This window comes from Bradyrhizobium sp. CCBAU 11386 (assembly GCF_028128955.1).
Taxonomy (GTDB): domain Bacteria; phylum Pseudomonadota; class Alphaproteobacteria; order Rhizobiales; family Xanthobacteraceae; genus Bradyrhizobium.
On the sequence record NZ_LBKA01000261.1, the window covers coordinates 396084 to 408648 of the forward strand.

13 protein-coding genes are annotated in these 12565 nt (G+C 59.6%); 4 read left to right on the plus strand and 9 right to left on the minus strand.

Features of this window, described 5'->3' with window-relative positions; genetic code table 11:
- Positions 1–11: 11 nt before the first annotated feature.
- Both XI09_RS45425 and XI09_RS45430 read left to right on the plus strand, forming a co-directional pair.
- Positions 12–1241, plus strand: a complete 1230-nt coding sequence (locus XI09_RS45425) for a pyridoxal phosphate-dependent aminotransferase (protein WP_442869668.1) — start codon at positions 12–14, stop codon at positions 1239–1241.
- Positions 1242–1509: 268 nt separating this feature from the next.
- Positions 1510–1716 (plus strand): hypothetical protein, encoded by a 207-nt coding sequence (locus XI09_RS45430; RefSeq protein WP_271572767.1) that lies wholly within the window; start codon positions 1510–1512, stop codon positions 1714–1716.
- A 51-nt stretch (positions 1717–1767) separates the two neighbouring features.
- Here the strand turns inward: XI09_RS45430 and XI09_RS45435 are convergent, their stop codons facing one another.
- The gene (locus tag XI09_RS45435) at positions 1768–2982 is read right to left on the minus strand and encodes a hypothetical protein (RefSeq protein WP_271572768.1); all 1215 of its coding nucleotides are present in this window, start codon (positions 2980–2982) and stop codon (positions 1768–1770) included.
- A 520-nt stretch (positions 2983–3502) separates the two neighbouring features.
- Here XI09_RS45435 and XI09_RS45440 point away from each other — a divergent pair.
- Both XI09_RS45440 and XI09_RS45445 read left to right on the plus strand, forming a co-directional pair.
- Positions 3503–3646 carry a DUF5989 family protein gene (locus tag XI09_RS45440; RefSeq protein WP_271572819.1) on the plus strand — a complete coding sequence of 48 codons (144 nt, stop codon included), beginning with the start codon at positions 3503–3505 and terminating at the stop codon, positions 3644–3646.
- Between the two features lie 1199 nt (positions 3647–4845).
- Entirely contained in the window at positions 4846–5343 is a 498-nt protein-coding gene (locus XI09_RS45445) for a hypothetical protein (RefSeq protein ID WP_271572769.1), read from the plus strand.
- 116 nt (positions 5344–5459) lie between these two features.
- Here the strand turns inward: XI09_RS45445 and XI09_RS45450 are convergent, their stop codons facing one another.
- The 8 genes from XI09_RS45450 to XI09_RS45485 form a co-directional block, all read right to left on the minus strand.
- Positions 5460–5909 carry a tetratricopeptide repeat protein gene (locus tag XI09_RS45450; RefSeq protein ID WP_244550087.1) on the minus strand — a complete coding sequence of 150 codons (450 nt, stop codon included), beginning with the start codon at positions 5907–5909 and terminating at the stop codon, positions 5460–5462.
- Positions 5910–6127: 218 nt separating this feature from the next.
- Positions 6128–6514: a hypothetical protein gene (locus XI09_RS45455; protein WP_271572770.1), complete on the minus strand. Its 387-nt coding sequence runs from the start codon at positions 6512–6514 to the stop codon at positions 6128–6130.
- A gap of 9 nt (positions 6515–6523) precedes the next feature.
- The gene (locus tag XI09_RS45460; RefSeq protein ID WP_442869671.1) at positions 6524–8089 is read right to left on the minus strand and encodes a type II and III secretion system protein family protein; all 1566 of its coding nucleotides are present in this window, start codon (positions 8087–8089) and stop codon (positions 6524–6526) included.
- A gap of 472 nt (positions 8090–8561) precedes the next feature.
- Positions 8562–9590, minus strand: a complete 1029-nt coding sequence (locus XI09_RS45465) for a phosphatase PAP2 family protein (RefSeq protein WP_271572771.1) — start codon at positions 9588–9590, stop codon at positions 8562–8564.
- A 66-nt stretch (positions 9591–9656) separates the two neighbouring features.
- Complete coding sequence (locus XI09_RS45470) at positions 9657–10094, minus strand: TadE/TadG family type IV pilus assembly protein (RefSeq protein ID WP_271572772.1); 438 nt, start codon at positions 10092–10094, stop codon at positions 9657–9659.
- Entirely contained in the window at positions 10075–10506 is a 432-nt protein-coding gene (locus XI09_RS45475; protein WP_271572773.1) for a TadE/TadG family type IV pilus assembly protein, read from the minus strand. The genes XI09_RS45470 and XI09_RS45475 overlap by 20 nt, the downstream gene beginning before the upstream one ends.
- Before the next feature lie 9 nt (positions 10507–10515).
- Positions 10516–11838 (minus strand): TadE/TadG family type IV pilus assembly protein, encoded by a 1323-nt coding sequence (locus XI09_RS45480; protein ID WP_271572774.1) that lies wholly within the window; start codon positions 11836–11838, stop codon positions 10516–10518.
- A gap of 79 nt (positions 11839–11917) precedes the next feature.
- Positions 11918–12562, minus strand: coding sequence for a methyltransferase family protein (locus tag XI09_RS45485; RefSeq protein ID WP_271572775.1), 645 nt, complete (start codon positions 12560–12562; stop codon positions 11918–11920).
- Between the last annotated feature and the right edge of the window lie 3 nt (positions 12563–12565).

Here is a 12565-nt window from a genome sequence, read left to right on the forward strand (position 1 = left end):
TGGAAGTCGCCGTGAACGCGCCGCGGCAGACATCATCGCATTTCCGGCCGGCGTCCCGCCTTTCGTTGATCGGGGTGTCGGAAATCCTGAAGATCACCGGCCTCGCCACCGATCTGAAGCGCGAGGGTAAGGATATCATCATCCTCGGCACCGGGGAGCCCGACTTCGACACGCCCGCTCACATCAAGGACGCGGCTGCGCGTGCCATGCTCGCAGGCTCGACCAAATACACCGCGCTGGACGGAACGCCCGAGCTCAAATCCGCCATCCGCGCCAAGTTCCGGCGCGACAATGGCGTTGAGTTCGCCCAAGACGAGATCACCGTTTCAAGCGGCGCGAAGCAGATCCTCTATAATGCAATGATGGCCAGTCTCGATCCGGGCGACGAGGTCATCATCCCAACGCCATTTTGGGTGAGCTACGCCGACATCGTCCTCATTGCAGGCGGCAAGCCGGTTCTAGTGCCATGTTCGGAAGCCAACGGCTTCCGGCTCACCGCAGGCGATCTCGAAGCGGCGATCACGCCGCGCACGCGCTGGGTGATGTTGAATTCGCCATCGAATCCCACCGGAGCCGCTTATGCCGAGGCCGACTATCGGCCAATTCTCGACGTGCTGCTGAGACATCAGCATGTCTGGCCGATCGTTGACGACATCTATGAGCATATCGTCTACGACGATTTCCGCTTTGTCACGCCGGCTGCGATCGAACCGCGACTTCGTAACCGCATTCTGACGGTCAACGGTGTTTCAAAGGCTTATGCGATGACCGGCTGGCGCATTGGCTACGCCGGCGGGCCACGCGCGCTGATTCGCGCCATGGCCGTCGTGCAGAGCCAGTCGACGTCCTGTCCATCGTCTATCAGCCAGGCCGCGGCCGTTGAAGCCCTCAACGGGCCGCAGGACATCGTGCGAGATCACTGCAGGTCGTTCCAGGCGCGCCGCGATCTCGTCGTCTCCGCGTTGAACGGGATCGAAGGCATCACCTGCCGCGTGCCCGAGGGCGCGTTCTACACCTTCGCCAGTTGCGCAGGCTTGATCGGCAAGAAGGCTCCCGACGGCGGTATCATCGCGACCGATATGGCCTTCGCGGAATATCTGCTGCGGGCCGTCGGCGTCGCAGTAGTTCCCGGTTCGGCATTTGGCCTCGCACCGTATTTCCGCATCTCCTACGCAACATCGACTGCAGAACTCGAAGAGGCCTGTCGGCGCATCGCGACGGCATCCGCACAACTACTCTAGGACAACGGATCAATGAGAAGCATTCGAAGATAGATACCTGCGGGATTCTCAGGCACGCGGTGGCGCTGCTTCGAAATGGCGCGCGAGCGCACGTTGGTTGTCGCTAGATTATCTTTGACCTCTCGGTGCACACATCGTGCACACGCCACACTCTAACCAATTGAAATTCTTGAACTCTCAGTCCAATCCATCATGGGCGCGACAGAAAAATAGATAGTCTTTATATTTCAATATGTTACGCCTCAGCCATTTCGGATAACCTGCGAAGATGCACCTCCTGCTGATCATCCAAGCGGAGCGCGAATATCATTCGCCTGAACGCGCCTCATGTTCAATTGAAATGAAATTGGTGGCAGGCAAGAAAGGGCCATGCCGATCAAGCGTGATGAAACAACGGGATGCTACATTCGTCGTCAGCGCGAATGGTCCAACGCGTCAACATCACGTGAAGGCCGGCTCGCACTTGCAGGCCTGAGATCCCATGCGCTCGCTACGGATCGCTCTGAGAATTTCGAGCCGGGACTTTTCATTCCAGTTGGTCCGCAGAGCGTACGCCGAGCCCTGTTCCGGTCTGAGATTGGTCGCCATTATCAAGCGCACTCGTCCTTCGCTTGAACATATCCGAGGCCATGAAAGCTGCGACTGCATTGGAATATTCTTCCAACCCCTCAAAGCTAAAATGCATATCGCCCGGCCAATAGAACTCCTCGGGCCGCGATCCGAACCGCCGCTTCAACGGCTCGGTGGCATTGAAGAAAAGAAAGCCATTGTCGATGCACATCTTCTCGACAGCAGAGCTGACGAGATCGTTCCAGACGTGCCCTTCAGCGTCGGGCTTCAAGTGCTCAAGATGAGGATGAAAGATGAAGAGCACCCGGCTCCCGTCCCCGGTGTAATCCTTCAGGATGTCAGCCAGCTCATGCAGGTTCTGCTGGAAAGTCGAGAGCGGTTCTGCATATCTCCGCTCGAGATCGGCGCCGTGGTCCTGCGAATAGCCAAAGAGAGCGAGGTCATCCGGTCGGTTCTTCTTGATCACCGCCGGCATATGTACGAAGGAGAGCCAAATTTTCGCCGCGAACCGCATCAGATACAGTGGATACTCGCGCGCCTCCATCAGACCGACGCTGCATTCGTGTCCGATGGGTGAAGCCTTGACGCCAACATTCTGTCCGCGCTCGTTGCGGACAATCAACTTACGATATCGTGCGAAGTCGTCGTAGAGATCAGTCTCGTCCACGTCCACAACGATGTAATCGGGATGCACAATAGGCAGCAGCTTCTTCGCCTGGGGCACGAAGATCGCGGGAGAATAGGACGTATATCCAGCATTGTGCGTCTTCAGACAAACCCCGCGTTCCTTCTTGATGTATTTTGCAACGTGATACGGGAGCGTGTTCTCGTCGTCATAACCTTCCATGAAGGAATCGCCGAGAAACAAGACCGAAAGCGGCTTCCGACACCCCTCAAGTAGAGCCTTGTCGTCGATTACCCTGACACCGTTCTCGTCATAGCGCCTCTGGTAGCTGAAGCCAGTCAGGTCGCCGTAAATGCAGAGGTTCTGGCTTTCCGGAGCCGGCTTATGGTTCAGGACGTTGGATTCCCAGTTCAGATTGACACTCGCCATCTCCAAATCGAACAGGGGCCCAAAATACTGTTGCAGCCGCAGCCCGATCTCGAAAATCGCGCCCCAGGTGATGAAGAGCAACGCCCCCTGTCCGAGGAGGCGAAACCATGACTTCATCGTAAAATCTCCCAAATGAACTCCAAGTGACTCAATAGATGCATCAACTTTGGAACTGTGATTGCTTTCGATCAATAGATTCCTGATGTTCAAAGGGAGCGAGCAAACGGGCAGCGCCCCGGTCCCAGACAGCTGATAGGGCAGCTTGGATTATCCATGGAGGCTTGACCAGCTACGATGCCGCAAGCAATCCACGAAAGTTTCGTCCGCGACGAGGCACCGAATCCGGTTTGAATCGGAGTTTCGGCTTGGTGACGGCTGGTGCGCTCGCTTTCTTAAGCCTCCTGAACGGCTGGCATCACGGGCGGCTGTGGCCATGGACTCTGTCCGCCGCAGGGCTGCTTCTCGTCATCGCCTGGAGCAGGCCTTGTTGCATCCGCTAAACCGTCTCTGGACGAAATTCGGCTTGCTGCTGCGCAGCAGAGACCTCTTGCGGTTGAAGCGAGCCCGACGCCGACAGCTATTGGATTGCGCGCACGCCGGGGCCAGCGCCGGAAACGATGATAGACCAGTTCTGATGATGGATTTTCTGGTCGAACTCTGGCGCTTCATGCGGGTGCGGAAGAACTTCTGGCTGATGCCGATCATGATGGTGGTATTCGGCGGCCTTACCGTACTGACGAAGGGCTCCGTGGTCGCACCGTTCATCTACACGCTGTTCTGAACCGACGCGCATCCTCGGCATTTCGGCGTTCTATCACGACAGTGCCGCGGCGCTGGTCGAGGGCCGCGCTCTACCCCACGATTACCAGTGCGAGCAGACCGGAGCCGAGCAGAGCGACGCCCACGAGAGTAACCGCCAAAAAAGCAAGAGATGTGAATTCTTCACGCATGAATGTGTGGCCAAGGATTCACCACGCTCCGACCATCACAAGAGTGGCGATGCTCAAAGCCGAGCAGCACAGAATGATGACTGGCGCGACTAGATTTTGGTGAGACCCCATTGCTGGCTCTCCGAGTTAGAAAGAACGCAAACAGTAGTGCGGCAATGTGTTTCCCTGACTTCGAGGTTACTGGAAAGTGGTTTCAATCCGATGTCATTTGTTTCGTCTTCGCGGGGCGAATGAAGTCTCCTCACGGGTTCGCGAATGCGAAACGGAACCAGAGACCGATTCTTCCAATCTCGGATCAAACCTCAAGATGAGGCCTCGTCCGGGTTGGCTTTTGACAATCACAGTTATTACGAGGCCTCGATCGACTCGCTGGGCGTCGCATTTGCCGCTGCCTTCTATGAGGTGACGTCTGGCGTCTGTAGGATGAACCGTCAGGATGAACCGTCAGGATGAACCGTCAGGATGAACCGTCGTGCGCGGCCCCGCGCCCAGGGCCGGCGCGACTGAGACCATCTGCGGATATCCCGATCGATGCTGCTGCCCTTTTCCTCAATTGACATAGGGCTCGCTTATCGGCACGGTTTACGTCCACGTCCCTGCTGGAATGATTTGCAAATCCGGCGGCGTCGGCCCGCAAACGCGCAGCGTGCAAAACAACCGCCTCATCTGATGCTCCGGGCGGAACAACCGCTGAAGTTGATAGATGGTTCCATCGAGAACGGATACGGGCCGGCTTAATCACCAGATGGAGGATGATCCGTCCCGCACTCATCCGCGCGCCGCCGCTCATCCCCCGGGGGACGATCACGTCGCCGAGGACCGAGAGCCGCAGCCACGCACCGATCAAGGCAACAGCGCGCCCATAATTCACCCGCCCCAGGGGGCCCCTGCCTTGTCGTCCGCACACTTCGGTTCCGGGCAGGAGGAGTCCGGACGTGTGACAGCAATTGCGAATTGGATACAGCGTGGACGCCGCATCTGGCGCGGGCACCTCCAGCGCGATCAACTCCCCGAGGCAACCGGAGGGTCGATGGGAAACATCGAGCGCTGGCTGCTCGCGTTACTGAGCGTTCTCGTCATCGTGAGTTGCATTTGCGCGACCATTGTCTTGATGCAGGCCACGGCGCTCAAAGCGGAGATCGCCACACTGCAACGCGAAATCATCGCGCTCAAGCTACGCTTAGCCAGGCTCGATCAGATCGCAAGCGCCAATGAGGCACGTGACAAGCCAGGCACCGAAGCGCCCAAGCCGCCGGCCGAGAATCGCCCCGACCAGGCTGTTCTCGTCCTATCGCGCGAAGAGATTCAGCTGATCCGCGACTATATCAAGCCCGCCCCAGTTGCGGGCTCCGCGACTGAGTCGATCAAGGTCGGCGATCCCGTCACGGGAGAAACAATCCCGTTCCCTTCTCCGATCACGGAGAAGGTCCGCAAACTACTCGGCGCGAGATTTACCATCCGCAACGGCGTCATCGTCATTACCCGCATCGGCAGCCGTCACGCCGATGTTGTGATCGGGCCCAATTAATGAGAGGCGGCTCATGCCACAAGCAACTGCCTCATACCCGGCGCAAGGCATGCCTTCCAACGCACGTCAGCGTGCATATCCGACAAGCGTCAGCTCTTTGCTCGTAGTTATTCCACCTATGGCTGATTATTCGGCGGCCTTTCGATGAACCGACGGCTACCATTGAGAAGCTCAAGGTTATTAGCGATAACCGGATTACCTGGATCGAGCGAATAAGCCTTCTCAAACTTCCGTCGCGCCGCACTCAGATTGCCGCGCAGCATGTACGAATAACCCTGATCATTCAGGATTTGGACGGTCTCGCCCCCCAGCCGAATCGCCTGGGCATAGGCCTGATCAGCCAGGTCAAAACGACGCAGGCGGTCATAGCTTGCCGCAAGCCCAATCCAGGCCGTCAGGTCCTTCGGTGATTTCTCGACAGCGTCCTTGAAGTAGCGCTGGGATAGCCCGTAGCTGCCGCGGTTGAAATGCTCCAGTCCCAGCCGCACCGGCTCGTCCGACGGGTAATATTTGACGTCGGTCGGCTCCTGCACGGGGTCCCCGCCCGGCGGATCCACGGGGGCCACGATTGCGGCCTCCCTCGTTGTGTAGTCACACGCCGCAAGGGTCGTCCCCAACCAGCAACAGGTCAGCACTAAGAAGATGCGTCGCATAACCCTTGCCCCTGCCCGCTCAGCGGGCTCCTTGAAGTATCATCACTCAATCGCCTGCCAACAACAGGTTGCAAGACCTGCTATCGGATAGTCACAAGTCAGCGCGCTCCAGCTTCGAGGCTGAGACACTGTTACTTGCCCACTGCATTTCCGTTAATCGTCTGGTTGATGGTCTGGTCGGTGGTAATAATCTGCTGGGTGGTGGTGGGAGGCGGCTGGCCCATTGCTTTCGTCGCGTCGCCGATGTCGGGAAGCTGATCCACTGGCCGCTTCGTGGCACCGTAGCGGGTCACGGCGGCGCCAACGCGCCGAGCGTCGTACGCGATCCTGCGGTCACCGACGTATCGCGGCCAGGGATTGATCGTGTGGGTGACGGCGTTGACCTCTTTGGCATTGCCGGCGCTCATCGTGATGGTGTCGGACCGCTGCACGTAGCGATCCATCTCATCATGACCGGCGAGACCGTAACATCCCCCAAGCAGGAAAGGCGCGAACAGAACCAGATACCTTATGGTCATCTCTCGCTCCTAGTTGAGGGTCTTCACGACCGGCTGGTTGGCGGCGGCCGGTGGCGGAACGGGCGTCCTGAGTTCAGGAGCGATGATGTGGCCGTACGGGCCCTTCACGTCGCCGCCGGAATTGACGTAGTCGTCGTAGCGCTTGCGGACTTCCATCTGGCCATTGAGGAAGAAATCGACGTCATTGGCCGGAAGGCGGGAGTCGAGCGGAGACGCCAGTTGCTGACCGGGCACCGCCGGCGCGACCAGGTGCGGCGTCACGATGATGACCAGATCCGTTTCCTGCTGCTGGTACGACTTGCTGCTGAACAAGGTCCCAAGCACCGGCACCGAGCCGATCCATGGCAATTGCGAGACGTCCTGGCGGTTACGGGTCTGGAGCAGGCCGGCGATGGCAAAGCTCTGGCCGTCGCGCAATTCGACCGTGGTGCGCGCGTCGCGGCGAGTCAGCGCAGGAACGGACGTGCCCTGGATCACCACCGCATTGGTGAAATCAAGCTCGCTGACCGACGGCTCGACCCGAAGGTTGATCACGCCGCGGGAGAGAACTGTCGGGACGAAGGCCAGCTCGACACCGAACTTCTTGTAATCGATGGTGACGGTCGGAAAACCGTTCGTCGTCGTGTTCGGAATTGGAACTGGAAATTCACCGCCAGCCAGGAAGCGTGCGGCATCGCCGGAAAGCGTGGTCAGGTTTGGTTCCGCCAGCCGGCGAGCCAATCCCTTGGTTTCCAGCGCCGAAATCAACAAGTCCACCGAGCCGCCATTGCTGGTTCGGATGAGGCTGGTCAACAAGCTTCCGAACGGGGCCGGAGCGACGCCGCCTGCGGTGCCGACTAGCGTCCCTATCGTTCCGAGGACCGGAAGGCTACCCGTCGGGGGAGAACCGACAGCGCCATTGACCCCTCCGATCGGTGTTCGACCGGCGGCCGTCACACCGCCCAGCCCGCTAATACCGACGTTGGTGCCGTTGGCATTCGCCGCATAGAGATTGACGCCGAGGTCACGCCCGGCGTCCCGGTTGACCTCAAGAAAACGCACCTCCAGCATCACCTGCTGCGGCGCAGCGACGCTCATCGCGTTGACGACAGTCCCGCCTTTCGCAACGGTGCTGGTGGCGATTGCCATGGCCCGCTCGGCCGCAACCGCGTCGGCTGCGGTTCCGCTGAGCACCACCTGGCCCTCGGAGGCGGTGACGCGAACACCCTGCATGCCGGTGCCGGTCCGGATGTTCTGCTGCAAATTGCCGGTATCGATCACGACCTCGACATCGAGGACCCCGATCTGCTTCATCGAGCTGTCGAACAGGATGACGTTGGTGGTGCCGGTCTGCTTGCCCTGGACATAGATCATGTGGTCGCTCAGCGACTTCACATCGACGATGTCAGGCGAGCCCGCGACAATGGTCGAAAAAGCGGTATCGACCTTGAAGGTGCGCGACTTGTTGACGACCACCCTGACCCGCTGGACGTCGTTCATTTCGCTGACGAAGACGCCGCCGGAGGAACCCCGACGGTCTGCGGCCGTCGCACGGTCACTGGACCCGAAGAAGGGGAGCGCCACGCCAAGGCCCATCGCGCCGACGGCGAGAAGCCTCGCTACCCCTTTACCCAAAATGCTAGCGCTACCCATTCGAGTTCCCCCTGCTGCGACCCGCGGCAATCCCCCGCAAATCTACGCACTCGACGTCCCCTAGGAGTTCCCCTCCGCGCACCACGTCAGAGAGCTTACAAGTCATCCCATTACAAATCGTTATTTCGCATTTCTAACATCACACCCCTCCTGCGGCCTCATCGCAAGACAAGACGTTTGCCGCAGCGCTGCAAGGCCATAGAAAACCTGCGAATGTTGCCAGCGAGCACCACTTTCTCCCGATGCTCGGAACTATCCGGCAGTAGAATCACGGCCGGCTTCCGTCTGGCGAGCGTCATATCGGTTTTCGGCAAATCCGGCGCGACGTCCGGGACCTGCTCCCGCTTACATGGGAACCCTATCGGAATGGAACCGTCGAGGAGCTCTGAGCGTTCAATGCCGGGCCTCCTGATTCTCAGTGAGTTGGACGCAGCACCTTGATAATGGACGTCTCGCGCCAAGGGCCGAGCAGAATTCGGCTCACGCCATGCCGGGCTGCGCGCAGGACGACGATCGCTCCGAATGCCAGCGCCCCGCCGGCGAGCACATCGACCAGATAATGGCCGCCAACCGGCGGGATCGCGAGCAGCATGACCATGTTCACCGCTGCGACCACCCATCCGATCAACCCGGTTCCGCGAAAGGCGTAGGTGTAAAGCACCGCCAGCGCCGTGTGGTAGGACGGCATCTGGATGATGCCCTTCAGCGCCAACAGATTGAAATGCAAGGGTCCACCCGCCCGCAGTTCCAGCAAGTCCTGCAAAAAGCCGCTGTCGTTAGGGGCCAGCGCGGCAAACGGGCCGAGCGTCGGCCAGATCGCCGAGATCAGCACGGTCGGCACCAGGGTGGCGACCATCAGCAGCATCAGCTCTTCAATGCGCGCGACCATGTCCCGTTTGCAGAAGTAGATGACCACAAGCAGGAACTGCGAGAACAGGCTGTTGTAGGTCACGACCAGCAGACGGTATGCGGTTGGCCGGTCGAGCAGCGCATCGCGCCAGGCCGACCAGTCGAAGCCGATCGCGCGATCCAGCCACTCCATCGTCGCGTCCTGGAGCGGCAATGCGCAACTCGCAGCGACGTAAGACAGCACTGCCGCCGCGGCGACGAACGAGAAGAACCACGCAAGCGCCTCCAGCATGTTCGCTCGACCGCGATTGCGGTGACGATAGGCCACGGACATCGCGAGCAAGGCGCCGATCAGGCCGACCTTGATTTCGGCGCCACCGATGGTGAGTCCAATCTGCGAGGCCCACACGACATCGACAGCAATCAGAACGCAAACCACTGCCCAGGCCAGGGGCCATTGCAAGACCGCGACGCGGCCCAGATCCTGAGCCGGCTCGACTGTCAGCGATACCGCTCTCGCGGCATTTGTCATGGCGTCGGATCCGGCATCGTCGTGACCGCGATCGCCATCGCCAAGAGCTGGTCGAATGTTCATCGGCTTGATGCCCGGGAGTGTTCCAAAACGGATCTGAGGTGGACGCGCTCGGCGCGTTGATCTCGCTCAGTAGCCAAGTTGGGTACTCTGAGAGACCTGGGTTATCATTCCTCGCCACACGGGCAGCATGAAGCTGAAATTGTAGCTCGCGCTCGCAGTGATCCCCATCGCCCCGGTGGTGGTATTGATCGGGGATCGCGAAGCCGACGGCGTCGCGGCAAAACCGCTCGTAAACAGGAACGGCACGGTCGCCTCCGCGGTGGCGATACTATGCGTGCCGGTCGACGGCAGTGCGCACGTGGTTGTTTGGTCTTGGTCGGCGCAGTAGATCAGGGTTTGTCGCACCAGCTCACTCGCCAGCGTGCGGACTGAATTCGTCGTGACCCAGAACCGTGCCAGATCGCAGACTGCGAGGAAGATCGTAAAGAACGTCATGAAGACGAGCACGAGCTCGAAGGCGACGGCGCCCGACCTGTCAAGGCCTCTACTGGATGCGGACTTCATAGCTTGCACTGTTGTTGAATGATTGCGACCAGAGCGGAGTGACGACGCTGATGGCAGACATACTGGCCGAGATATTGACCAGGAATGGGAAATCGCATTTGGTGCCCGTCGCAATCGCGCTGCAGCTTGTCGCCGCGCCGTTGCAGGAGCAGGTTACAGCAGGTGTTCCGCTCAAGCTCCACCCCGAGGGCAGAGCATTGGTGACGGCAGTTTGAATTCCGCTCGTATCGGTCGGAAAGAACCGGGCGTATTCTCCACCAGCTCTGACTGCCGTTTGTATGGCGATTTGCCGTTGCGCGACGTTGCCAAAGCCGGCCACGGCAAGCAGCAGCGTAAACAACACCATGGCAATCAATATGAACTCGATAGCAGCGGTGCCACGCCGATCCCGGAGAAACCTGCGGTAGATCATGGCTTGTCCCTACTGCACCAGGGCTACAGTATTGTTCTTGGCGGTCTGGGTCCCGGTCGTGCTGCACCCCGTCAGATTTTCCGTGGTATTGCCGGTGTAGGTGATCGACCAGCCGACGAGCGAGAGACAGCTCTCCGTACCGGAGAACGTGTTGCCGGTCATACAGACGCTGGCATTGGGGAAGTACATTCCCCCGTTCAACGTCACCGTCGAGCTGCCCTGGATTGAGACCGGCGCACTGCCGCAGGCGTTGCTGTGTTCCGAATATTGGGCGTCCATATAGAAAAGTATGCCGTTATAATTCGTGTCCGCGTAGGCCGCGGTCTTCGCAGCAGTCATGTTAATGGTGCCGCCATTGATGCTCAGCTGGCCGAGCTTGTTGGCTGCACTTCCGGTAAAAATGATGGTGCATCCAGTGCAGGTCAGCGACCCGCCCGACGTGCTGATGGATGAATTGTAAAAGAAGTAGGTTCCGGAGGTTAGGTTCACCGTGTTGCCAGTACTGACCTTCAGGTCTGCTCCTACGCAGAACACACCAGTCGAGATGACATACGGAGAGGTCGCCGTCGCCGAGCTCTTGCAGTTCGTGGCGTTGACTGCGGAGGGAATCGCGGAAGGATCCGTTTGCAACGCCTTATACGGGTCGGTTGTGGGCGGCTGATACATCATATTGCCGGGCTGAGTGCATGGGCTACCGCTGCCGGATTGGGTGCAACCGCCCGAGCCAACCAAAATCGCGTTCGCCTGTGTCTTGTTGGCGCCGGCGCCGTTGAATGTAATCGACTGCGGGCCCGTCATGTTCGAGGACAAGGTGCAAGTCGTTGTGGTGACTGCGGCGCTGCCGCTGAAGCTAAGTCCCCCGCCCAAGGCCAAGGAACATGCCATTGAAGGCGTTGTCAGCGCGGCAACCGCCACCTCGGTGACGTTCGTCGGGCCCTTTCCCATGAGAAGGGCGGTGAAGCTCCGCGGGACTGCCCGAACGATGGTTGCCTGGACGGCATTGCACGATGACGAACAGGTTCCGCTCGCGTCGGCGCCGAAGCTCCCGCCGCTCCAGGTGCCCGGCTGGATCGTGACAGTCGCGTTACTCGATCCTGATGTATATCCGTTATCTGTCGCGACATTGCGCCCTGCCGTTTGCGCGCCGGAAAAGTCGGTGCCGCTCTGGACAAGCTGCAAGACGCCGGCAACGGCCGCGGCATCGGCAGTGTTTTGTCCGTGCCGCCGCTCAAGGTACCAGGTGCTGATCTCCATTCCGAAGCCGGCCATACCCATGAACCCGACAGCGGACGCCGTGAACATGAAGGCGGTTACGCCGCGCCTGTCGCGCAAGAACTCCCGAACGGGCACGAACCTTGTCGCCCTCGCCAGTAACGACCGTACCATGGTAACCACCTCGACAGTTCGATGCTCACCAAACATAAGGAATCAATCGCCAGCGCGATGCTTCGTAACTGGAGTACTCAGGGCAGTTGCGCCGAAGCAGGTCTTCCTCGTAGACAATGCGGCAGACTTGGATGGCGATATGCAGCACGAACACGACCACCGTGACCGGCGTCAGGTATTGCAGCACGACACCCAGCACCGCGACCTCTTCCGCAAGATAGAGCGGGTGCTTGATCCATCGGTACGGGCCGGTCTGCACCACTGAGCGCGCCTGCGGCACCAGGCTGAATGCCCCGCCGAGATGTCGAATGGTGACAAGCATCATGATCATGCCGACCAGCACGCAGGCCGTGGACGCCAGGTTGGGCAGCGCTTCGTCGGTCTTGCCGAAAAAGCCGATAGTCCATGGCAGATAGGTGCCGGCGAATGCAGCTATTCTGGGCAACAAGCCATCCGCTTGCGCCCGTGCCGGCGACCTGGTCATGATCAACAGCGCCAGCAGCGTATAGAAGCTGAAAAGGCAACAACGCGACAGTAGCGACGGCCAGGGATCGTCAAGCGAACCTGCGATTTTGACGGCGATGCACACTGCCAGCAACATGAACCACATGCCGCCAAACAGCTGCATCCAGTCGTAAGACGCGCTCTTCGAGACGGTAACGGTGCTCATCGG